Below are 22,377 nucleotides of genomic sequence, written 5' to 3' on the forward strand. Positions count from 1 at the left end.
GGTACGGAACCGGCTTCGGCAGCGTGTGCGGCACCCCGGTCACCCGGGCGCGGTAGCAGGCCGCGATTTCGCGGCGGAGCACGAGAGTCATTGGGGGCGTCTGAAGTCCCGAATGAGTCATTCGCGACGTCCGAACCGCGGGCGCAGACGAGTGGGCTGGATTCCGTTGCGCTGTAGCGGCGGAGGCCGGGTGGCTGAACCCGCGACTTTGCCGGAACCCTGGCGCCGGATGCAGTGAAGGTGCCCTTCAGCTCACGCCGTTCGCCGGGAGCGACGCACGACGCTAGGCGATCCGCGCCGAGTCCCGCAGGGCGATCTTCGAGAGCTTGCCGGTGCCAGTCTTCGGCAACGTCGCCAGGAAGACGAACTCGTCGGGCAGCCACCACTTGGCGACCATCGGCGTGATGTGGCGCAGGAGCTCCTCGGCCGTGGCGGCGCTGCCTTCGCGCAGGGCGACGTACGCGACGGGACGTTCCATCCACCGCGGGTCCGGCCGGGCGATCACCGCGACTTCGACGACGTCGGGGTGCGAAGCGATGGCGCCTTCGAGCTCGACCGACGAGATCCACTCGCCGCCGGACTTGATGAGGTCCTTCATCCGGTCCACGAGCCGCAGGTAGCCTTCGGCGTCGATGGTGGCCAGGTCGCCCGTGCGCAGCCAGCCGTCGTCGGTGAAGCTGCCGGCGGCGTCGACCCGGTAGTAGCCGCCCGCCACCCACGGGCCTGCGACCTGGACCTCGCCGACGGCCTCGCCGTCGCGTGGCAGCTCCCGGCCCGTCTCGACGTCCGCGATCCGCACGTTCACCAGCGGCAGCGGCTGGCCCTGGGCGGCCCGCACGGCCAGCTGCTCGGCCTCGCTCGCGTCCCGGTGCTGGGTGCGCGTTCCCCCGATGACCCCGACGGGACTGATTTCGGTCATCCCCCAGGAATGCGTGATGGGGACGCCGAGCGCGGCGCGGTAGGTCTCCGACAGCGCCGGCGGGACGGCGGAGCCGCCGCCGAGCAGGAACCGCGTGGCATTCAGGTCGTACTCCTCCAGGTGGGGAGCCAGGCTCGTCCAGACGGTGGGGACCGCCCCGGCCACGGTCACCCGTTCGGCCGCCATCAACCCCAGCAGGTGAGCCGGGTCCGCGGACGCGCCGGGGAGGACCAACGCGGCACCGGCCATCATCGCGCCGTAGGGCAGGCCCCAGGCATTGGCGTGGAACATCGGCACGATCGGCAGCACGACGTCGCTCTCGCTGATGCCGATCAGGCCGGCCGCGAGCGTGCCCAGGCAATGCAGGACCGTCGAGCGGTGGCTGTAGAGCACACCCTTCGGCGGCCCGGTCGTCCCGGACGTGTAACACAGCCCGGACGCCAGGTGCTCGTCCGCGAGCGCGAACGCGTCCTCGAACGACCCCGCGAACGGCTCGGCCGCGGCGATCAGCTCGTCGTAGTGCGAGATGCGGGGGTCCGCCGGGATCTCGGTGTCGGTGCCGTCGGGCAGCACCACCCAGTGCCGCACCAGCGGCAGCCGCCCGACGCTCGGCCAGATCCGCGGGAGCAGCCCGCGATCGACGAACACGACGTCGTCCTCGGCGTGGTTCACGATGTACTCGAGGTGCTCCGCCGACAGCCGGATGTTGATGGAGTGCAGCACCCGCTTGGTGGCCGGTACCCCCAGGTAGAGCTCCAGGTGGCGCCGGCTGTTGCTCGCGAAGGTGGCGACCCGGGCACCGGCCGGGACGCCGAGGGCGTCGAGCGCGGTGGCCAGGCGCCGGGTGTGGCCGGCGACCTCGGCGTAGGTCAGCCGCTCGGAACCGGCCGTCACGACCGGCTTGTGCGCGAACAGCCGCTCCGCGCGGTCGAGGATGTGGGCGATGGTCAGCGGCCGCGGCTGCATCAGCCCGTCGAGGGCGCCGCCTCCGGGGACGCGCGCTGGGTCAGGCATGGGCGTGCTCTTTCGGTCGGCGGGCCCGGCCCGGAGAGGGGCCCGGCTCTCGGTGCGCGTGTCACTCTAAGTGCGCTTCCCGGCGGAGAAGAGGTCAGAATCTTCCACTGATCGCCCCATTCCGGCGGTGGTTGATCACACCACCGGCCGCCCGGGGTTCCTCCGGCCGTGCCGATGCACGCCCATCCGCAGAGGTGTCGAAACTCCTCACAACCGTTGCCCGGCAACAAACTTTCGTACATCCGTCAGGTGACGGATGTCTGCATCGCGTGCGTGACGAAGCATTGCGCTACGGAGTCCGACGCTCCGGACCTCGACGCCGAGGAGGAGCGATGTTCCGTGCTACCACCGTCTCCACCGTCGTGATCTTCGTTCTCGCCATCAACCTGCGGCCGGCCGTGACCAGCTTGGGCGCCGCCCTGCCGGACATCTCCGTCGCCGGTGCCCTCGTCGCCGCGGTGCTCGTCGCGTTGCCCCTGTGGGCGATCGGCCTGGGTGGCTGGGCGACACCGTGGCTGTGCGGCCGGGTGGGAACGCACCGGACCGTCACCGTGGCCCTCCTCGGGCTGGTGGTGTCGCTGGCCGGCCGGGTCCTCGGGGGCCCGGTACCGCTCCTGGCCGGGACGGCGCTCGCGTGCCTGTCCATCGCCGTGCTCGGCACCATGCTGCCGCTGCTGGCCAACGGATCCGCCGCCTTCACCCTCGGGCTCGGGCTGGGCAGCACGGCCGGGGCGCTGGTCACCCCCGCCGTGGTGATGTCGTCGTCGTGGCGGATCGCCCTCGGTCTCTGGGCGGTCGTGGCCCTGCTCGCCCAGCAGGTGTGGCGACGCACCCCCGGCGAGTTCGTCCCCCCGCGAACGGCCTCCGGGTGGGTGCCCGCCTCCGCCCTGACCATCCACTTCGGACTCATCTCGACGGTGACGTTCCTGGTCATGGGCTGGCTCCCGGGCATCCTGCGCGACGCGGGTGTCCCGCCGGCGACCGCCGGTGCGTGCCTCGCGCTGTCGATGGCCATGGGACTGCCCATGATGTGGCTGGTGCCGGGCTGGACGCGCCGGTGGCGCAACCAGACGCTGCTCGTCGTCGTCCTGGCCGTGCCCAACGTCATCGGGGTGACCGGCCTGCTCCTCGCGCCGGCCACCGCGCCCTGGCTGTGGGCGGCCGCCACCGGCACGGGCATGGGCGCCCTGGCGTTCGCCCTGACGACGATCTCGTTGCGCAGCAAGGGCAGCTCGCTGGCGCTGTCGGCCGGAGTCCAGGGCGTGGGTTACGTCATCGCCGGCTTCGGCGTGCTGGCCTGCGGCTGGCTGCACACCTACACCAGCGCCTGGCGGACGCCGCTGGTGCTGGTGCTGGCGATCCTGCTCGGCCAGGTCGTCAGCGGGCACCTGTCCGTGACCCGCCGGACTCCGTCGCTGTCGGTTCCGGGCCCGCTCGCCGTGCTTCCCCCGCGGAACGCTCCGGAGGTCGGGGTCTGACGCTGCGCCGTGCGGGATCGACCTAGGGCATTCGCCGTCCCCGGCTCAGCCGGCGGGCTGGTGGCGGGCGGCTTCCCGGGCGATGTCGATGCGCGAATTCACGCCGAGCTTGGTGAGGACGTGCGAAACGTGCGTGCCGACCGTGCGCGGGGACAAGTAGAGCCGGGCCGCGATCTGCGGGTTCGACAGGCCTTCGACCACCAGCGCCGCGATCTTGGCCTCGGTCGGGGTCAGACTGTCCCAGCCGTGCGTGCTCTGGCGGTGCTTCACCGTCGGGCCGCTCCGGATGCCGTAGGTCCGAAACAGGGCTCGCAGCCTCGCCACGTCCCACTGCGCGTCCAGCCCCGAGTAGATGTCGACGGCGTGGGTGAAGGCGGCCCGCGCCGCACCGCGGTCTTCGGACTCGTCGTTCGCGAGGGCGACCGCGGCGGCTTCCAGGGCCTTGGCGCGGAAGAGCGGCCGGCCCGCGTCGTGGTAACCGTCGGCGGCGCGCAGCAGCACCGCAGCGTCACGCTCCAGCAGACCACGGCAGTAGAGGGCCAGCGCGCGGTGGTGCGGAACGGCGGAGTCGGCGGCGATCGCGCTCGCCCGGGCCTCGATGTCCGCCGCCGTCCCGACGTCGCCGATCGACATGGCCAGCCGGGCGGCGTCCGCCAGCAGGTCCTCCCCCGCGTCTTCGCCGTTCAACACGCCGACCAGCAGGGTCAGCGCCTGTTCCGGGGCGCCGGCGTGTTCGAAGGCGAGGCAGCGGGCCCGCACCAGGGGAACCACGACCCGGTCGCCGATGCGTTCCGCGTACGGCGCGGCCACCTCGAGGTGCCGGCGTGCCGCGTCCGTGTCGCCGCGGTGGAAGTGGATGATCGCGGCGACCCCGTGGTCGCAGCACACCACGCTCGGATCCTTGCGCTCGTCCGGGACGACGTCCACCTCGGCCAGCGCGTCGTCCCACCGGCCGGCGCCGAGCAGCAGCTGCCCGAGCGCGCTCTGGACCTGGGTCAGCCGGACGGCGCTGCCGGTGCGGTCGGCCAGTTCCCGCGCCCGCCCGGCGGCGGCGAGCGCGTCGGCGTAGCGGTCGAGCGCGCCGAAGGTGACCGACTGGTTGATGCGCAGCAGCAGGGTGAGGTCGATCAGCTCGGGGTCGCCCCGCACGATGACCATCGCCCGCTCGAACAGCGGCAGCGCGCTGGTCCATTCGCCCCGCATCATCGCGACCAGGCTCAGCACGTGCAGCGCCCACCCGGTCGCCCAGCGGTCCTCGACCGAGCCGAGTTCGGCCAGCGCCGCGGTGGCGACCCGGCCCGCGGCGTCGACCTCGCCGAGGTCGCGGTGCGTGCGCGCGATGAGCACCAGCAACCGGGCCCGGTGCCGGGCTTCCAGGCCCGGCTGGGTCAGCGCGTCGTTCAGCTCGGCGAGGGACTCGGCGGAGCGGCCGGTCATCCCGCGGCACTGGACGACCGTCGTGTGCAGGTCGACGACCACGTCGGGATCGCGGACGCGGTCGAGGGCGCGGCAGGCGATCCGCTCGGCCTGGGCGACGTTGCCCACCCGGTAGTAGGCGTCGGCGAGCCGGCAGGCCAGCGCACCGGTCACTGCGTCGTCCAGCGGCGCGTCGCGCACCGCCCGCCTCAGGAGCGCGACGGCGGCGACGGGTGCCTGGCCGATCAACGGCGTGGCCACGTCGAGCAACCACCGCACCGCCCAGGCCGGCACCGGCACGCGACTGTCCGTTGTGGACACCATCGGCAGCAGCTGCCGGGCGACGCGCTCGACCGGCGCGCTCGCTTCGGCCAGCGCCCACGCGGCGGCCTGGTGCCAGGCGATCCGGACCGCCGTCGGCATCTCGTCGTACAGCGCCCGGCGGATCAGCGCGTGCCGGAACGCCAGGTCGTCCCCGGCGGCCACCAGCACCCCGGCGGCGCGGGCCTCGTCGAGGGCGGGCAGCAGGCCGGCGAGCGAGCTGTTCGTGACGGTCACGAGATCCGCGACCGAGAAGCCGTCCCCGAGCAGCGCCGCCGCCCGCAGCACCGTCCGCGCCGCCTCGGACAGGAACCCCAGCCGGTCCGCGATCGCCTCCGGCAGGGAGTCCGGCGTGGCCGTGCCGGTCAGCTCCGCGACGCCGGCCGTGTCGACCTCCAGGCACGAGCTCCGGGACAGGGCGTCGAGCAGTTCGATGAGGTACAAGGGGTTTCCGGCCGCACCGGCGGCCAGCTCCTCCAGCCGGACGCCCGGCTTGCCGCCGGTCCGCGCGGCCACCAGCTCGAGCACCGCCGGTTCTTCCAGCCGGCCCACCCGCAGCCGCTCGGCCTGCGGGACGACCCGGAAGAGCGACCGCAGGTCGTCGCGGCGCGGCACCGGCCGCAGCACGCCCACCAGCAGCAGCGGGAGCCGGCGGACCGACCGCGCGATCCGGCTCCACACCGCCACCGTCGTGCGATCGGCCCACTGCAGCTCGTCGACGACCAGCACGACCGGCCCGGCCTGGCAGAGCTCGTCCACCAGCGCGATCAGCTGCTCGGCCGCCGCAGCGGCGAGATCGGCGCCCTTGCTCGCGACGGCACCACCCCCCAGCAGCTCGGAAATGGTGTCACGACGGGGATCCCGCGTCACCGGCGCGATCTGCAGGGCGTCCAGGAGCGGGAGCAGCGGCAGCGCCTGCCCGAGTTCGTCGCCGGCTCCCCAGAACACCTGGCAGCCCGCGTGCGAGGCGGCGGCGCAGGCGGCCCGCACCAACGCGGACTTGCCGATGCCCGGCTCGCCGTCCACCAGCACCGCGCGGCCGCGGCCCTCTTCCGCTTCACGGATCCAGGCGACCAGCCGGGACAGCTCGTCGTCCCGACCGACCAGCAGCTCGATACCGTCCGTGAGCGGTCGCACACCGGGGATACTAGAAGGAAAGAGGTTACCCAACAAGAGGTGTGGTGATACGGCCCGATGAACAGGCATTATCCGCCGCTCCGCTGCGTGAACAGCCATTTCGGGAATAATCCGGATTCGTGATCTCGGCGTTATTCCCCTGCCCGCCATTAGGGGATCACCGACCGGCCGCCGGAGGCCGGCCGACCCTCTCCGCAAAGGTGCACGCCCCTCGTCGCTCATTCGGGTGGCCCGGCCACCATCCGGATGGAGCACGGCACAACGACGGTGCACCCGGGGAAACCGGGGCGAAACCGAACAGGGACCGCAGCACTCGCAGTCGATCACGATTCTCCGGTCGCGGTCGTCGCAGGCCGGCAACCCCCGGTTCGTTCGAAGATTTCGACAGCGGCGCGATCACCGTCTCGACGGTCTTCGCGCGGACTTCCCCCGCGAATTACGCGCGCGCCGGCGATGGTACGCGACGGCCGGAGCGGCGCCGGCCACGGGTCGATTTCGGCACCGTGAATTCGCCGGGTTCGCCCTCGTGGGAGCGCGATCGCTGATCCATTGTCGTTTACCGTGACCGGCGCCCTCGGGGCCACGTTTTCCGCAGTCTTCCCACGGGCGGCCGGCCCGACCGAGCCCGAACGGCAGTCGCCGGCTGCTGCACGCGGTCCAGCCGAGGACGACGCCCGGCCGGTTCGCCGGCGTGCCCGGCGAACGACCCGCTCACCGGGCCGGACCACCGCCGGCCCCTTTCCCCGATCGGAGCAGCCGTACCCGAAACCGCGATTCCGGCGCCCGCTCTTCCGGGAATCAGTGGCGCAGTACCCTGACCGCCGCAATGATTCGTAGCGTCCTCCGCTGTCCACCGCACGCACCAAGATCCTCGATCAAGTATTCATGCGGCCATTCTGGTGAAATCCCGGTTGCGAACACATCTCGCATTGTCAAGCGATCTGACGCTGCCTACAGTGGCCTGCTTGACAGACACCGGGGAATGAATCACGGATCTTCCCGGGATTCGGTAGATCAACCGTCATCTCCTTCGAGGAGCAAGACTTGTTTGGAATCAGCAGGTCCCGTGGCCGGGTCCTCCTTCGGCACGCCGCGCTCGCCGTCGCGGTCGTCCTGGCCGGCACCGGTTGCGGCGCACTCGGTTCGACCGGCTCGAGCGCCGAGGCCGGCGGCAGCGGCCTGGAAAAGACGACGCTGAAGGTCTCGATCCTGCCCACCACGGACCTCGCGCCGTTCTGGCTGGCCCAGGACAACGGCTACTTCAAGGCCGAAGGCCTCAGCGTCGACTCCGTCATCGCCGCCAGCGGCCAGGCCTCGTTGACGAAGTCGATCTCCGGTGAAGCGGACATCGCGTTCTCGACCTATCCGCCGTTCTTCACCGCGAAGAGCACCGGCGCCGCCGACATGCAGCTGGTCGCCGACGCGACCTCGGTCAACCCGAAGTCCAATGCGATCGTCACGGTGCCGAATTCGCCGGTGAAGACAATCTTCGACCTGGCCGACAAGAAGATCGCGATCACGGCCAAGAACACCGCGTCGGACCTCCTCACACGCTCGGTGATGCAGGATCACGGCGTCGATTTCGGCAAGGTGAAATGGGTGCTGATCCCGCTGCCGAACATCGCCGCGGCGTTGCAGCAGGGCGAGGCGGACGCCGCGTACCTGCCGGAGCCGTACATCACCCAGGCCGCCAAGACGGCGGGCGCCATTCCCGTGATCGACATCAACTCCGGTGCCACCCAGGACTTCCCGCTGACCGGCTACGGCGCGACGAAGAAGTGGGTGCGGGACAACCCGAAGACGCTGGCCGCGTTCCAGCGCGCGATGCAGCGGGCCACGCACGACGCCCTGAACGACCGCGCCAAGGTCGAGCCGCTGCTGGTGCGCTTCGCCAAGATCGACGAGGACACCGCGAAACTGCTCACGTTGCCGGGCTACGGCTCCACTTTGGACTCACGGCGCCTGCAACGCGTGCCGGACCTGCTGCTGCAGCTCGGCGCCATCCCGAAACCGATCGACGTGAACTCGATGATCGGGCCGCAGGCCGGAAGGTGACCCGGCGCCGGCACCCGGGCGGGACGCTCCGCCCGGACGCCGGCGCTACTCGCCGAGGTTGGGCATCGGGCGGTTCGAGCCCCAGCGGATCGGCGGGTCGAACGCGCCGCTGACCGTGTCCAGCTTCGTGCCCTTCGGCGGGAACTCCGGCAGGAAGTTGTCCTCCTTGTTGTGCTGGATGAACTTCTGCACGTCGGAGGTCAGCCCCTTGTACTCGGCGTCGAGCTTGACGTGGTCCCGGATGCCCTGCTCGGCGGGGTTGGCGGCGTCCTTCCACTTGACGTTGTCGCTGGCCGTGACCGAGTAGTCCACCTTGAGGTCGTTGGCCTGCTTGCGGAACTCCGCCGGCGTGGAGTCGATGCCCCACTCGTTCAGCTTGCGCCCCAGCGTCGTGTCGTTCATCTGACTGACGCTGTCCTTGAACTGCCCGACCCGGATGTCGGCCTGCTTGAGCTTGTTCTCGAAGTTCCCCGACATCTGGGAGTTCGCCTTGCGGGACAACGTGGTCATGTTGTCCGCGGTTCCCGAGCCGCCGAGATCGTTGTTCTTCAGGTGCCCCTTGATGAAGTAGCCCTCGTCGGTGTCGGGCTTGTACCCGTTCTTGTCGGCGGGGTTCCGCAGCTTGTCGAGTTCGGCCTGCAGGCGCGGGTCGAAGTTCGCGTGCTTGGTCGTGTTCAGGTCGTTGACGTCGGTGAGGTGGTTGCCCGCCGGCGTGGTCCCGCCGGGGTACTTCCCCTTGCCCGAGCCGTCGAGCGAACCGCTGCCCGACTTCCCGCCGCCCTCCATCACGGTGCGGCCGGAGTCCCCGTGCGACTTGTTGGCGTCGCCGGTGAGCGGCGGGTCGTACCGGCCGGTCCGGGGCTTCTTGGTGGCGGACCCGGTCCCGGCGGCGCCGTTGCCGGCGCCCGGGTTCGGGTTCGGGCGCTTCTTCGAGCCTGACTTGCACGGGGCCGGGGCCTCGAAGGTGGCGTCGTCGTCGAGGAACGCCGTCGGGTCGTCGGCGTAGTTGACGACCTTGCCGCTGTTCCTGGTCAGGCCGAGCGGGTCGGCGGCGAGGAACGGGTCTTCGACGTAGGTCTCCGGGTTCAGCGCCGGCGTCAGGCCGAGCGGGTCCGGCGAAATGTAGCGGGCGTTGGCCGGGTCGTAGTAGCGGAAAACGTTGAAGTGCAGGCCCGTTTCCGCGTCGTGGTACTGGCCGGGGAACCGCAGCGGCGTCCGCGGGCGGGCACCGGCCGGGGTCAGGCCCCACAGGCTCGTCCGCACCGGGCTGACCGCGGCGTGCTCCGGGCCGATCAGCTCGGTCGGGGTGCCGATCTCGTCGGTGACGACGGCGGAGACCTCGACGCGCCCGTCGGGCAGCGTGCGCGCCTGCGCCACCACGCGGTCCTCGTCGGGGTGGTGGATCCAGGTCAGCGTTTCCACCGGCACGCCCCCGGCGGTGTGCCGGGCTTCGACGAGGTTCGTGCCGTCCCAGGCGAAGTCGACCCGTTCGGCGACCGCGCCCGCGGTGTCCAGCCGTTCCTTGGCGGTGCGCCGGTCCAGCGCGTCGTAGCGGTAGCGCCACCGGGTGCCGTCCGGCGTGCGCACCGCGACCAGGTGGTCGTGCGCGTCCCAGCCGAACGTCCAGGTCAGCGGCGTCCCGTCCGGTGCGGGCAGGGTCCGCTGGACCAGCCGGCCCTGCGCGTCGTGCTCGTAGCGCACCGCGCCCGCCGCGGCGAGCACGCCGCCGGGGTACCGGCGCGGGCCCGCCTCGGGGCCGGTCCCCGGCGAGGAGGAGATCAGGTTGCCGAGCACGTCGTAGGCGTAGCGCTCGGTTCCGCCGTGGTGCACGGCGGCGGTGACGCGGCCGGCGTTGTCGAACTCGTACCGCACTCCCCCGGCCGGATCCTCCCGGGCGGCGATGCTGCCGTCCGGGCGCCGGTGGTAGCGGGTGACGCCGGCCGGGGTGTGCTGCGCCGCGAGCCGGCCCACCGCGTCGAACTCCTGCCGCAGCAAGGGGTTCGGCCCGGCGGCGAGGCCCACGGTGCGGCCGGCGGCGTCCTGGCGCAGGGTCAGCTCGGTGCCGGCGATCCGCACCAGCTCCGCACCGTCCTCGCTCTGTCCCCAGTGGACGTCCACTCCGGACGGAGTGCGCCGGGTCTTCGCGCCGTGGCGGTAATCGAAGGTGGTGGTCCCGGCCGTGGTGGTCTGCCGCGTGACGCGGCCCTCGCCGTCGTGGGTCAGCTCGAGCACGCCGTCCGGGCCGGTCGCGCGCACGAGGCGGCCGACCGGGTCGTAGCGGTAGGTCTCGGTGCCCGCCGGGCTGATCCGCTCGGTCAGGTTGCCCAGCAGGTCGTACCGGGACTCCACGGTCTCGCCGGCCGGGCCGGTGAGCCGCACCCGCTGTCCCGCGGCGTCGTACTCGCAGCGGGTGACCCGGCCGGCGAAGTCGGTCTGGGAAAGCAGCCGGTCTTCGGCGTCGTAGGTGTAGTGCCAGGTCTGCCCGGCGGGGTTGGTCACGGCGACCAGCCGCAGTTCGGTGTCGTAGCGGTGGGTGGTGCGCGCCCCGGTGGCGTCGACCGTGGCGACGAGCGTGCCCATCGGACCGTTTTCGGTGCGGGCCACCCGGCCCAGCTCGTCGGTGAAGGACGTTTCTTCGCTTTGGCCGTCGAACGTCCACTGCCGGCGGGTCCCGTCCACGGCGAGGACTTCCCGCAGCGAGCCTTCGACCGTCCACGCGTACGCGGTGCGGCCGCCGGAGCTCTCGACCGCCCGCGGCCGTCCGAACAGGTCGGCTTCGACGCGGGGCTGCTCGGCGACGTCCGGCGCGCTCCCGGTGTGCTCGAGGTGCTGGTCCGCGGTGACGCCGAGCGGGTCGGCGTAGGGGTCGGGCAGGTTCGGAGCGGCATAGCGGCGGCGGAAGACCCGGTCGCCGTCGGCCACTTCGATCACCAGCTCGGTCTCGCTCCGCTCGGCGATCAGCACGCGGGAACCGTCGGCGCGCAGCACCGAAACGAGCCGCCCGTGCGCGTCGTGCTCGAACTCGGTGCGCCGGCCGAGCGGGTCGGTGCGCGAGAGCAGCACGTCACGCGGCCCCCACTCGCGACGGGTCACGCCGCCGAGCCGGTCGGTCAGCGCGATCGTGTTGCCGTCCTCGTCGAACTCGTACACCGTCTGCCGGCCGAAGGAGTCGGTCACGGTGGTGCGCCGGTCGGCGTAGGCGAGCGTGGAGTCGAGGTAGCCCTGGTCCCCGACACCCCGCACGCAGCGGCCGTGCCGGTCGTAGACGTAGCGGTACCAGGCGCCGACGTGGTCGGTCCAGCCGGTGATCCGGCCCTCGGCGTCGTGGGTGTAGCGGGCCGGCCGGGGCGAGGAGTTGGCGCGCAGGCCGAGGTGGCCGTGCGCGTCGTAGTCGTAGCGGGCGACGAGGACGTCAGCCGCTTCCGACAGCGCGCGGACGGCGCGGATCCGGCCGCCGGCGACGTCGAAGGCGATCCGGGCGCCGCCGGAGTGCGTGAGCAGCGCGGGCGCGCCGTCGGCGTCGTGCTCCAGCTCGACGTACCCTCCGCTCTCGGAGCGGATTTCCTTGAGCAGGAACAGATCCCGGGTCCCCTCGGCCGCGGCGAACCGCCGCAGGGTGCCGCGCGCGGGGTCTTCCAGGACGTACGCGGCGCCCTGCCCGTACAGCCGGCGCAGCGGACCGTGCGGGGCGGTGACCGCCGCTCCCGGCGCGGGCACCGGGAAGCGCAGGACCATGGCGTCGGCGCTGTAGTACGTGACGGTCCCGTTCGCGACGGTCAGCCGCTCGTCCACCAGCGACGCCCACGACGGCCCGAACCAGCGCCCGGCCCGGTAGGACGAGACGTGGTTGCGGACGATCAGCCGGCCGAGCGGCCCCGGCACGACGAGGTCGCTTTCGGTGACCAGGACGTCGCCGGTCTGGACGTCGATCGGGTCGCCGCTGCCTTCCTTGCAGCCGGGTTCCTTGGTCTGGGAGGTGTTCCGGTCAGATCCCTTCGAGCCGCCGGAGCCCTTCGCGCCCGCGGACGTGGTCGAGTCGCCCGGCGGGTCGTCGAGGCCGCGGGAGGCAGGCGGGGGGTCGTTCTTGGGTGGCGGGTCGGTCCTGGGCGGCGGGTCGGCCTTGGCGCCGGACGGGGTGGTGTCGTCGCCCTTCGCGCCTGAGGTGGTGGTGCTGTCGCCCTTAGGTGGTGGGTCGGTCTTCGGCGGTGGTGCGTCCGGCCCGCCCTTGCCGTTGGGGCCGTCGAGACCCTTGGGGTTGCCGTTGATGTCGGCGTGCTTCGGTGGCGGTGCACTCTTGCCCGGCTTGATGTTCTTCAGCGCCTTCGCCGCGTCGGAAAACAGGTCACCGGCCCGCTTCAACAGCGGGATCAGCGCCTGGAGTGCCTTGACCAGGCGTTTGGTCAGGTCGGCGATCTTGGACGCGGTCTTCGCGACGGCGGTGATCACCTGGGGAACGACCCACGTCATCCCGATACCGAGGGTGAACACCACCTGCAGGGCCCAGCTGATCAGGTGCCCCACCAGCTCGGCGATGATGTCGCGAACAAGCGCCCGCACCGCCGCCACGACCTCACCAGCCGTCTTCACACCACTGGACGCGCCTTCGCAGCCCTTCTGCGCGGTCTCCAGCAGAACGACGGTGTCCTGCGCGCGTTGCCGGTAGGCGTCCCCAGCGGTGCCGGTCCACGACGAGACGTCCGTCTTGACCATCCCGGTCAAGTCCTGGCCGATGCTGCCCAACTCGGTCGCGACGTTCTTCCACGTCTCCGACTGCGCCGCGATCTCGTCAGCGTTGCCGGTCAGACCGTTGAGAGCTTCCTTGAGCGGCCCGACGTGTTCGATCAACCACCCGACGCCGGCGGCGAGGATCGCGCCGAAGGGGTCCATGGCCATGGAGAGGGCATCGAGTGCGGTGCCGACGGCGCCCATCGCGACCGAGGCCCAGTCGCCGCTCTCGATCGCGGACTTGAGGTCGGCCGCCGACTCCAACAGCGAAATGCCCGAATACGCCGTCGTCGAATCCTTGGTCTCCGCGACCAATGGATTGCTCATCCGTCCCCCGCCTCAGTCACCTGACCGACCCCGAAGTTCCCATCAAAACACACCTCGCCGGGCGGACCGTGAGGGACTGATGATCACGGGTCAGGCGGTGGTGCCGCGCGTCACAAGCCGGTCGACGACCGGGTCGGCTGGACCGGGCTCACCAGCTGACGACAGTGCGCCCCAATGTGGCCTTCGGTGCGTCAGGCGCACCCAAGGCGGCCTTCGGTGCGTTGAACGCAACCAAGGCCGCCTTGGGGCGCTGTCAACGACCTCGGCGCGGCACTCGCTCACGTCGCGCGGGGCTTCGCGGTGGGACCGGGCGCCGCCACGGCGGCCATGATGTGCCGGGTGCGCTCGCGCAGCAGCTCGTGCGTGCGGTCGTGGTGGTTGCGGGGGTGCCACGCCATGCCGAGCGCGATGGGCGGCAGGGCCAGGGGGATCGGGAACGTCCGCAGCCCGAGCGTCTCCAGCATCGTGCGGCCCAGCCCGGCGGGGGCGACGCAGACGACGTCGGTTTCGCGGGCCAGGTACAGCGCGCTCGCGAAGCTGGGGACCACGGTGAGCACGCGCCGGCTCAAGCCCAGCTCGGCGAGGCGCTCGTCGATCGGGCCGTGCGCCCGGCCCCGCCGCGACACGGCGACGTGGTCGGCCGCGGCGAACCGTCTCGGCGTGACGGTTTTGACCTTCGCCAACGGATGGTCCGGCCGCACCGCGCCGACCAGCGTCTCGGTGACGAGCGTTTCGGAGTGGATCTCCGGGTCGCCCGGGCGGATGGTGCCGATTTCCAGGTCCACCAGACCTTCGCGCAGGGCCGGGGTGTCTTCGAGGTTCTCCGGCCGCAGCCGCAGGGAGATCCCCGGCGCCTGCGTCCTCAGGTCGTCGATGAGGGACGGGATGAACGTCGTGGACAGCATGTCGGTGACCTGCAGGTCGAACTGGCGCACCGCGGTCCGCGGATCGGCCGTGGCCGACGGCGTGAACAGCGCCCGGGCCCGGGCGGCGACGGCGTGCACTTCCCCGCGCAGCTCCAGCGCCCGGGGTGTCGGCACGAGATCGCGCCCGGCCCGCACCAGCAGCGGGTCGCCGAACGCGCGGCGCAGGCGGGCCAGGGACCGGCTCACCGCCGGCGCCGAGGTGTGCAGGCGCGCCGCCGCCTTCGTGACGCTGTTCTCGGTGAGCAGCGCGTCCAGCACCTCGATCAGGTTCAGGTCGTGATCCACGCTCCGATTATCACAGATGAAATGAGTGTGTACCAAGGTTGCACTGGAGTTAAACGGCATCCGTCCCTAGCGTCGAACCCGGACGACCGAAGGAGGGATACCGATGCGAGTTGTGGTGATCGGCGGCGGGATCGTGGGGTTGACGAGTGGCCTCGCGCTGCGCCGCGCCGGGATCGACGTGGTGATCTGCGAGCAGGCGCCGGAGATCCGCGCCGCCGGGGCCGGGCTGGGGCTGTGGCGCAACGCGCTGGCGGTGTTCGACGACCTCGGCGTCGGCGATGAGGTGCGGGCCATCGGCGAGCCCAGCGAGATGTACTTCCACGACACGGCCGGGCGGCCGCTCGAGACCCCGGGGTTCGGGGCCGAGGACCACCGGTTCCTGTTGGTGCACCGGGCGAAGCTCAACGAGTTGCTCGCCGGCGCCGTCGGCCGGGAGAACATCCGCCTCGCCACCGGGTTCACCGCGTACGAGGAACACGCGGACCACGTCACGGTGCGGTTCGCCGAGGGCAGCGGGGAAGACGCCGACGTGCTCGTCGGCGCGGACGGCGCGTACTCGGCGGTGCGGGAGCAGCTGGTGCCGGGCACGCCGGCGCGGGAGCACCCCGGTCACCACGCCTGGCGCGCGGTCATCCCGGACCCGGGTCCGAAGCTGACCGAGAACCGCGTGATCCTGGGCGGCCACGGCTGCCGCGGCGGGTACGTGCGCACCTACGACGGCGGCGTCTACTGGCTGGTGAACCAGTTCGACACGCCGGAGCTGACCGGCACCCGCAAGCAGCAGGCCCTGGACCGCGCCGCGTACCTGGAAGAGAGCACCGGGATCCTCTCCGAGCTGATCGCCACGACGCCCGAAGAAAGCATTCTGCACAACGAGGTCATGCTGGTGCCGCCGCTGCCCCGCTGGGCTTCCGCGCGCGTCGTGCTCGCCGGGGACGCGGCTCACGCGATGTCGCCGCACATCACCGCCGGCGCGACCCTCGGCATCGAGGACGCCGCGCTGCTCGGCCGCCTGCTCGGCGCGGCCGGTGACGTCCCCGCGGCGCTGGCCGCCTACGAGGCGGACCGGATCCCGCGGTACGCCCGCGCCGCGGACCTGTCGGCGGCGGTGGAACACGCGCCCACGCCGCAGGAGTTCGCGCACCACTACGCCGCGTTCAGCCACTGGATGATGACGACCGGCGCCGGCGGAGACCGGGGGCGGGCATGACCTTCACGGTGGAAGTGGACGTGCCGGTGCCGATGCGCGACGGCGTCGCGCTCGCCACCAACGTGTGGCTGCCGGCCGGGCCGGGACCGTTCCCCGCGTTGCTGGTCCGCACGCCGTACGGCAAGGACGACGCCGGCCTGTACGGCAATCCGAAGCTCCCGGACGTGTTCGCCCTCGTCGAAGCCGGCTACGCGGTGGTGGCGCAGGACGTCCGTGGCACCTCCCGCTCCCCCGGGACCTTCGTGCCGCACACGCACGAAGGCCGGGACAGTCTCGACACCCTGACGTGGCTGGCCGCGCAGCCGTGGTGCGACGGCGCGGTCGGCATGTGGGGCGGCTCCTACATGGGGTTCACGCAGTGGCAGGCGGCCCCGCACGACGCGCCGGCGTTGCGCGCGATCGCCCCGGTGATGACCTCGGCCGACCCGTACGCGGCGCCGTGGCGCTCCCCCGGTGGCGCGTTGTCCCAGGACGCCGTGCTGTCCTGGGGCACGCTCTCGGCCCTGCGCACCCTGCGCCGCGATGACGGTGACCCCGCCGACGCCGCGGCGCTGCTGGCCGGGCTGGCCGAACCGCGGCTGCTGCACGAGCCGCTGCCGCTCGCCGACCGCGGCCCGGTGACGCGCTCCCTGCCTTGGCTCGGCGAGGTGCTCGGCCACCCGGAACGGGACGGCTTCTGGCGGGACATCGCCGCGATCGACCACTGCGACCGGATCACCGTCCCGGCCCTCCACATCGGAGGGTGGTACGACGTGTTCGTCGGCGAAACCGTGCGGTCCTACACAACGATGCGGCGGCACGGGGGCAGCGCCGCGGCCCGGGACGGGCAACGGCTGCTCATCGGGCCCTGGTCCCACCCCGACGGCACCGACCTCGGCACCTACCCCGACCGGTCGTTCGGGCTCGCCGGGAGCATCAAGGCGGCCGGCATCACCGAAACCCACCTGCGGTTCTTCGACCGCTGGGTCCGGGGCCGGGTGGACACCCCCGAGGAGGCCGGCCGGGTCCGGATCTTCGTCATGGGCGTCGACCAGTGGCGTGACGAGCCGGACTGGCCGCTGCCGGACACCCGGTACACCGATTTCTTCCTCGCCGGCGACGGCCGCGCCAACACCGCCACCGGCGACGGCGTCCTGACATGTGATGTCTCGCCCACGCCCAGGACGACCGGGACTGGATCGCCCTGCGGCGGCTGTTCGCCGACGAGGTGACGCTGGACCTGTCGGCCCACCACCACGGCGGGCCACCGAGGACCGTGCCGGCCGCCGACCTGGTCGAGCTGGCGCGCACGACCCTGGCGGGGTTCGACTGCACCCACCACGCCGCCACCGACCTCGTCGTCCGGGTGACCGGCGACGAAGCAACGTGCCGCACGCACATGGTCGCCTACCACCACGTTCCCGCCGGCCCCCGAGTCGTCGACCACTGCACGATGCGCGGCTACTGGCAGCTGGCACTGCGCAAAACCGGCGGACGCTGGCTGATCCACCGGTGGGCCGTGCAGCGCACCGCCCCGTGGGAAGGATCTCCGGACGTCTACGCGCTCGCCGCCGCGCGCGTCGCACCCCCGACCTGACCGCCACCGAGGAGACCTGCGATGTTCTACGAAATCCGCACCGAGCACGCCCGCTCCGGCCGCGGCGCCGAACTGGCGCGCTACCTGGACGAGACCGTCATCCCGCTGCACCGGGAACGGGGGATGGACGTCGTGGGATCGTTCACCGTGCTCGGCGACGAGGACACCTTCGTCTGGATCCGGCGGTTCGACGACGCCGCCGACCGCGAACGCGTCCTGGCCGCCGTCCACCACGATCCCCGGTGCGCGCCCATGGCCGAGACCGTGGCGGCGCTGACGAGCGGGACCGCGGCCACGATCCGGCTGGCCCCGACCGCCGGGTCCGTGCTCTGCTGAGCGCCGATCACGTTCGAAAGGACTTCCTGTGGCCCAGCACCACCTTCCGGCGACGCGCGCGACCACCGTGGACGTGTTCGACCGGACCACCCCGCCCGTGCTCACCGTGGACCCGGGCGATTCCGTCGTGGTCGGCTCGCTCGACGCCGCGGGTTACCTGGAACGCCGGGTGCACGGCCCCACGATGTTCCCGGACCGGCGCGGACACTGCCTGACCGGGCCGATCGAGGTGCGCGGCGCCGAGCCGGGCATGGTCCTGGGGGTGCGCTTCACGTCGATCACGCCCGGCGACTGGGGCTGGACCACCGCGGGGGTGAAGGACAACGCGCTCAACCGCAGGCTGGGCGTGGCCGGCGGACCGCCTTCGTGGCTGACGTGGGACATCGGCGACGGCGCGGCGACCAGCAACCTCGGCCACACCGTCGGCATCGCGCCGTTCCTCGGCGTCGCCGGCGTGCCGCCCGCCGAGCCGGGACCACACTCGACGATTCCGCCGAGAACCGTCGGCGGCGGCAACCTCGACTGCCGCGACCTGGTGGCCGGGTCGACGTTGTTCCTGCCGGTGACGGTGCCCGGCGCGCTCCTGCACCTGGGCGACGGCCACGCGGCGCAAGGAAACGGCGAAGTCGGCGGGACGGCGATCGAATGTCCCATGACCACCGAGGTGACCCTGACCCTGTCGGCGGACCCGGCGGTCCCGGGCATCCACGCGGAGACACCGGAAGGCCGGGTGACGTTCGGGTTCGACGCCGACCTCAACCAGGCCGCGGCCGACGCGCTCGACACCATGGTCACCTGGCTGCAGAGGCTTCACGACGTCGACAAACCGACCGCGCTGGCCCTCGCCAGCCCGGTCGTGGACCTGCGGATCACCCAGATCGCCAACGAGACGTGGGGTGTGCACGCGGTCCTGCCGCACGACGCGATCCGCTGAGCGGCGATCACCGGCGGCGCTTACGTCACCGAGCCGGGCCGATCACCGTCTCCGCCAACCGCTTCCCGACCGAAAACGGCCGCGCGTCCCGGGAAACCACCGACGTCACGGTCGCGCCCTCCAACAGGAGCAGCACCTCCTCCGCCCGATCGTCCGCGCGGTCGGAGCCGGCGCGTTCGAGCTGGGTGCGGAGGTAACTGCGCAGGGCGGCCTTGTGGTGGCGGACCACCTCGCGCACCGGGTCCGCGGGGTCGGGGAACTCCGCGGCCGCGTTGAGGAACGCGCAGCCGCGGTAGCCGTCGCGGGACAGCCAGTCCTCGTACGCGTCGAACACCGCCAGCACCCGCTCGCGCGGGTCGGCGTGCCCGGCCGTGATCGCGTCGACCTGCTCCTGCCACCGGCGGTCGCGTTCGCGCAGGTACGCGACGACCAGCCGGCTCTTCGAACCGAAGTTCCCGTAGAGGGCCGCCTTCGTCACGCCCGCCTCGGCCGCGACCGTGTCGACTCCCACCGCGTGGATGCCCTCGCGGTAGAAGAGGGCCGACGCCGCCTTGAGCACCTTCGCCCCCGCGTCCCCCGGACGAGTCCTGACCACCATTCCTCCACACTGATCGGTCTGGCCCACTACCTGCACCAACCGTAGCATCACTTGACACCATACAGACCTGTCTGTTTGGTGGAGGCATGGAGACCGAAACGGAGGCAAGGTGGTGGCCCGTCGCGGCGGCCGGGGCGGGCGTGATCGCCCTCTGCTACGGGTTCGCGCGCTACGCCTACGGACTGTTCGTCCCGCGGTTCAGCGCAACGTTCGGGCTCACGACGGTCGCCGTCGGCGTGCTCGGCGGCCTCTCCACCGCGGGCTACGGCCTCGGGCTGCTGCTGTCCCCGAAGACTTCGGCGCGGTCGCCGCGCGGCACCGTGCTGCTGGCCGGGGCGGCGGCCACCACGGGACTCGCCCTGATGGCGGTGGCACCGGGTGTCGCGGTGTTCGGCGCCGGGATCGTCGTCGCGGGGGCCGGCGCGGGACTCGTGTCCCCCGGCGTCGCCCAGCTGATCGGCGAGGCCGTCGGCGCACGCGTCCGGCCGCGGGCGCAGACCTGGGCGAACACCGGAACCGGCCTCGGGCTCGCGGCGTCGGCGTTCACGCCCTTGCTCGCCTTCGGCTGGCCCGCGATCTGGGCCACGTTCGCCGTGCTCGGCGCGGCGATGACGCTGCTCGCCTGGCGGACACTGCCGCGCACCCGGCCCGCCGAGGCGGCCACCGGTCCCGCTCGCGGCGTGGCGCCGCTGGTGGTCAACTCGGTCCTCATCGGCGTGACGAGCGCGCCGTACTGGACGTTCTCCAGCTCCCGCCTCACCGAAGCCGGCCTGAGCCCGGCCGCCGCGACCTGGTGCTGGTTCGCCATCGGCGCCGCCGGGCTGCTCGGCGGCCTGGCCGGGCGAGCCGCCGGACGCATCGGGCTGCGCGCCGCCAACCTCGCGACGTGGACGCTCGCAGCGGCCGGCATCGCCCTGCTGGCCCTCCCCCACCCCGGCCTCCCCGGCGCACTGGTTTCCGGCGCGCTGTTCGGCGTCACGTACATGGCGTTGACGGGACTGTGCATCCTCTGGGCCGCCCGCCTGTTCCCCACGCGGCCCGCCCGCGGGGTCACGTGGTCCTTCGCCGGGCTCGGCGCCGGCCAGACCGTGGCGTCCCCGCTGGCCGGCGCGGCGGCGTCCGCCCTCGGCCTGGGCACGGTGTTCGGGCTGACGGCTCTGGTGGCGATGGTCGCGTGGAGCCAGCTCCATGCCCGGCTCGCCCCGCCCGCGGATGTTCGCCGGGGGCCTTCACCGGGTACGTACCTGCCGGACGCTCCGCGAGGTGGTCACGGAGCCGGGCGGAAGGCAGGTCGCCGATGACGATCGAGCAGACGCGGCACAGCACCGGCGAACTGCGGGTCGTGGCCCTGGAAGTGGCCGACGACCTCAGCGAGCTGGCCGCGGTGCGCGCCTGGGCCGACCGGCTCCTCCTCGACCTGCCCGACGACGCGCGTCACGCCGTGGTGACCGTCGTCGACGAACTCACCTCCAACGCCTTGCGCCACGGCGAGCCACCGCGGCAGGTCCGGTTGCTGCGGCGCGCGAACTGGTTGTGCGTCGAGGTCGACGACGCCTGCCTCGAGCCCGCGTGCTCACACCCGTCCATGGGTGCGTCGCCGCACGGGCTGGGGCTGGTCGCGAACCTGAGCGTGGCGTGGGGTCAGTGGCAGCGCTCGACGGGCAAGACGGTGTGGGCCGAGATCACCTTCGACGCCGCCTGACGGGCAATCCCCGGCCGATGTGGCCGAACACCTGGTCAAGTGAGGCCGAGTGGGCGAGGCTGCGCGGGTGCCCGACTTCAGAGGATTCAGCCTGTTGGCCCGGATTGGTTTGACCTGCTACGCCTTCGTCCATCTCGTCGTCGCGTGGCTCGCGGTCCAGGTGGCGCTCGGCGACAACGAAAAGGCCGACAAGGCCGGCGCGCTGCAGATCGTCGCCTCGGGCGGCGGAGCGTGGCTGCTCTGGGTGATCGCCGCCGGCACGGGGCTGCTGGCGTTGTGGCAGCTCACCGAGGCGATCGCGGGCCACCGGAACGCTTCCCCGCGCCGGCGGCGGGTGCGGCGGGTGACCAGCGGCGTCGAGGTCGTCTTGTACGGCCTGGTCGCCTACAGCGCGGGCAAGACCGCGACCGGCGGTTCCGGCAAGGCGGGTTCGGTGGTGGCCACGGTGCTGGCTGAGGACTGGGGAGCCGCCGTGGTGATCTCGGCCGGTGTCGTCGTCATCGTGGTGGCCGCCTTCCTCGCCTACCGCGGGATCAGGAAGAAGTTCGTCCACGACCTCGACCTCGGCGGCGCGTCCCCGGTGGTGCGCCGGTCGACGGAGCGGCTCGGCCAGGTCGGCTGGTGCGCGATGGCGCTGGCCTACGGCACCGTGGGCGCGATGCTCGTCATCGCCGCCGTCGAGTACGACCCCGCCAAGGCCGGTGGTCTGGACCCGGCGCTCAAGACGCTCGCGGTCCAGCCGTACGGGCAGGCCATGCTGCTCACCCTGGCCGCCGGCATCGCGGTCTTCGGCGTGTTCGCACTGCTCGAAAGCCGGTACCGCAAGATCTGAGTGTCACTCGTTCCAGTGCGAACGCGTGTTTGCCCGGCGGGATAGCGGGTACCCGGAGACCGTAGCGAGCCGCCACCGCCCCGAGGTGGCGGCTCTTCGGGAAAAGGAGCTTCTCCACCGTGATCATCTTGGGTGTCATCCTGCTCGTCATCGGTTTCATCGTCGGCATTCCGGTGCTGTACACGATCGGCATCGTGCTCGCCGTCGCCGGCGTCGCGTTGGCGATCCTCGGCGGGACCGGACGCAAGATCGGTGGCCGGGCGCACTGGTACTGAGCCGGAACTCGTTCTCGGAAACGCCGTCCAGGGCCGGAAGCCACCCGCTTCCGGCCCTGGCCGCGTTCACCGCAGGGACTTCGCCGCGCGCGGCAGGGACTTCCGGGCAAAGCCGTGGCGACGCCGCCGGCGCCGGGATCCGGTGCCGCGAATGACCCATTTGCGACCTCTGGCGTCCCGAATGAGTCATTCGGGACGTTCGGACCGCGGGGCGAGCGCCGGGCAGCCGCTCCCCCGCCCAGGCGCGCGAACCCGCGACTTGCCGCGCACAGCAGGGACTTCCGGGCAAACTTTTGTCACCCCTCGTCATC

At 72.1% G+C, this 22,377-nt stretch carries 16 protein-coding genes; 11 read left to right on the top strand and 5 right to left on the bottom strand.

Going from position 1 to position 22,377, the window contains the following annotated elements; all coding sequences use genetic code 11:
• Positions 1-283: 283 nt before the first annotated feature.
• On the bottom strand, positions 284-1,933 hold the full coding sequence (locus tag AB0M83_RS39290; RefSeq protein ID WP_364525345.1) for a long-chain fatty acid--CoA ligase: 1,650 nt from the start codon (positions 1,931-1,933) through the stop codon (positions 284-286).
• A gap of 332 nt (positions 1,934-2,265) precedes the next feature.
• Here AB0M83_RS39290 and AB0M83_RS39295 point away from each other — a divergent pair, with 332 nt between their 5' ends.
• Positions 2,266-3,411 (top strand): MFS transporter, encoded by a 1,146-nt coding sequence (locus AB0M83_RS39295; RefSeq protein ID WP_364525347.1) that lies wholly within the window; start codon positions 2,266-2,268, stop codon positions 3,409-3,411.
• A 45-nt stretch (positions 3,412-3,456) separates the two neighbouring features.
• Here AB0M83_RS39295 and AB0M83_RS39300 read toward each other — a convergent pair whose 3' ends face one another.
• Complete coding sequence (locus AB0M83_RS39300) at positions 3,457-6,285, bottom strand: AAA family ATPase (protein WP_364525349.1); 2,829 nt, start codon at positions 6,283-6,285, stop codon at positions 3,457-3,459.
• Between the two features lie 1,044 nt (positions 6,286-7,329).
• Between AB0M83_RS39300 and AB0M83_RS39305 the strand changes: the two genes are divergently transcribed.
• The gene (locus AB0M83_RS39305; protein WP_364525350.1) at positions 7,330-8,340 is read left to right on the top strand and encodes an ABC transporter substrate-binding protein; all 1,011 of its coding nucleotides are present in this window, start codon (positions 7,330-7,332) and stop codon (positions 8,338-8,340) included.
• A 45-nt stretch (positions 8,341-8,385) separates the two neighbouring features.
• On the opposite strand, the gene AB0M83_RS39310 is transcribed toward AB0M83_RS39305, so the two are convergent.
• Both AB0M83_RS39310 and AB0M83_RS39315 read right to left on the bottom strand, forming a co-directional pair.
• On the bottom strand, positions 8,386-13,392 hold the full coding sequence (locus tag AB0M83_RS39310) for an RHS repeat-associated core domain-containing protein (RefSeq protein WP_364525351.1): 5,007 nt from the start codon (positions 13,390-13,392) through the stop codon (positions 8,386-8,388).
• A gap of 278 nt (positions 13,393-13,670) precedes the next feature.
• Positions 13,671-14,603: a LysR family transcriptional regulator gene (locus AB0M83_RS39315; protein ID WP_364525353.1), complete on the bottom strand. Its 933-nt coding sequence runs from the start codon at positions 14,601-14,603 to the stop codon at positions 13,671-13,673.
• Between the two features lie 103 nt (positions 14,604-14,706).
• Between AB0M83_RS39315 and AB0M83_RS39320 the strand changes: the two genes are divergently transcribed.
• Genes AB0M83_RS39320 through AB0M83_RS39340 form a run of 5 tightly spaced genes read left to right on the top strand, consistent with a single transcriptional unit; the run spans position 14,707 to position 18,659 of the window.
• Entirely contained in the window at positions 14,707-15,813 is a 1,107-nt protein-coding gene (locus tag AB0M83_RS39320) for an FAD-dependent oxidoreductase (protein WP_364525355.1), read from the top strand.
• Positions 15,810-17,024, top strand: a complete 1,215-nt coding sequence (locus AB0M83_RS39325; RefSeq protein WP_364525358.1) for a CocE/NonD family hydrolase — start codon at positions 15,810-15,812, stop codon at positions 17,022-17,024. Before AB0M83_RS39320 ends, AB0M83_RS39325 begins: the two co-directional genes overlap by 4 nt.
• Positions 17,021-17,389, top strand: a complete 369-nt coding sequence (locus AB0M83_RS39330; protein WP_364525360.1) for a nuclear transport factor 2 family protein — start codon at positions 17,021-17,023, stop codon at positions 17,387-17,389. The genes AB0M83_RS39325 and AB0M83_RS39330 overlap by 4 nt, the downstream gene beginning before the upstream one ends.
• 21 nt (positions 17,390-17,410) lie before the next feature.
• Complete coding sequence (locus AB0M83_RS39335; RefSeq protein WP_364525362.1) at positions 17,411-17,725, top strand: NIPSNAP family protein; 315 nt, start codon at positions 17,411-17,413, stop codon at positions 17,723-17,725.
• Positions 17,726-17,753: 28 nt separating this feature from the next.
• Entirely contained in the window at positions 17,754-18,659 is a 906-nt protein-coding gene (locus AB0M83_RS39340; protein WP_364525364.1) for an acetamidase/formamidase family protein, read from the top strand.
• A 25-nt stretch (positions 18,660-18,684) separates the two neighbouring features.
• Here the strand turns inward: AB0M83_RS39340 and AB0M83_RS39345 are convergent, their stop codons facing one another.
• Entirely contained in the window at positions 18,685-19,254 is a 570-nt protein-coding gene (locus tag AB0M83_RS39345) for a TetR/AcrR family transcriptional regulator (protein ID WP_364525382.1), read from the bottom strand.
• Between the two features lie 89 nt (positions 19,255-19,343).
• On the opposite strand from AB0M83_RS39345, the gene AB0M83_RS39350 reads away from it, so the two are divergent.
• The 4 genes from AB0M83_RS39350 to AB0M83_RS39365 all read left to right on the top strand — a co-directional run bounded on the left by AB0M83_RS39350 (position 19,344) and on the right by AB0M83_RS39365 (position 22,066).
• On the top strand, positions 19,344-20,558 hold the full coding sequence (locus tag AB0M83_RS39350; RefSeq protein WP_364525366.1) for an MFS transporter: 1,215 nt from the start codon (positions 19,344-19,346) through the stop codon (positions 20,556-20,558).
• A complete protein-coding gene (locus tag AB0M83_RS39355; protein WP_364525368.1) occupies positions 20,555-20,959 on the top strand; it encodes an ATP-binding protein in 405 nt (134 codons plus the stop codon). The genes AB0M83_RS39350 and AB0M83_RS39355 overlap by 4 nt, the downstream gene beginning before the upstream one ends.
• Before the next feature lie 94 nt (positions 20,960-21,053).
• On the top strand, positions 21,054-21,791 hold the full coding sequence (locus AB0M83_RS39360) for a DUF1206 domain-containing protein (RefSeq protein ID WP_364525371.1): 738 nt from the start codon (positions 21,054-21,056) through the stop codon (positions 21,789-21,791).
• 119 nt (positions 21,792-21,910) lie between these two features.
• Positions 21,911-22,066 carry a hypothetical protein gene (locus AB0M83_RS39365; protein WP_364525372.1) on the top strand — a complete coding sequence of 52 codons (156 nt, stop codon included), beginning with the start codon at positions 21,911-21,913 and terminating at the stop codon, positions 22,064-22,066.
• Positions 22,067-22,377 lie beyond the last annotated feature (311 nt).

Source organism: Amycolatopsis sp. NPDC051106 (assembly GCF_040682775.1).
GTDB lineage: Bacteria > Actinomycetota > Actinomycetes > Mycobacteriales > Pseudonocardiaceae > Amycolatopsis.

What these genes read in the sequence shown, in the direction of transcription:
- AB0M83_RS39290 (WP_364525345.1), bottom strand. Translation starts at nt 1,933, where the DNA reads ATGCCTGACCCAGCGCGCGTCCCCGGAGGCGGCGCCCTCGACGGGCTG.
- AB0M83_RS39295 (WP_364525347.1), top strand. Translation starts at nt 2,266, where the DNA reads ATGTTCCGTGCTACCACCGTCTCCACCGTCGTGATCTTCGTTCTCGCC.
- AB0M83_RS39310 (WP_364525351.1), bottom strand. Translation starts at nt 13,392, where the DNA reads ATGAGCAATCCATTGGTCGCGGAGACCAAGGATTCGACGACGGCGTAT.
- AB0M83_RS39320 (WP_364525355.1), top strand. Translation starts at nt 14,707, where the DNA reads ATGCGAGTTGTGGTGATCGGCGGCGGGATCGTGGGGTTGACGAGTGGC.
- AB0M83_RS39325 (WP_364525358.1), top strand. Translation starts at nt 15,810, where the DNA reads ATGACCTTCACGGTGGAAGTGGACGTGCCGGTGCCGATGCGCGACGGC.
- AB0M83_RS39335 (WP_364525362.1), top strand. Translation starts at nt 17,411, where the DNA reads ATGTTCTACGAAATCCGCACCGAGCACGCCCGCTCCGGCCGCGGCGCC.
- AB0M83_RS39350 (WP_364525366.1), top strand. Translation starts at nt 19,344, where the DNA reads ATGGAGACCGAAACGGAGGCAAGGTGGTGGCCCGTCGCGGCGGCCGGG.
- AB0M83_RS39355 (WP_364525368.1), top strand. Translation starts at nt 20,555, where the DNA reads ATGACGATCGAGCAGACGCGGCACAGCACCGGCGAACTGCGGGTCGTG.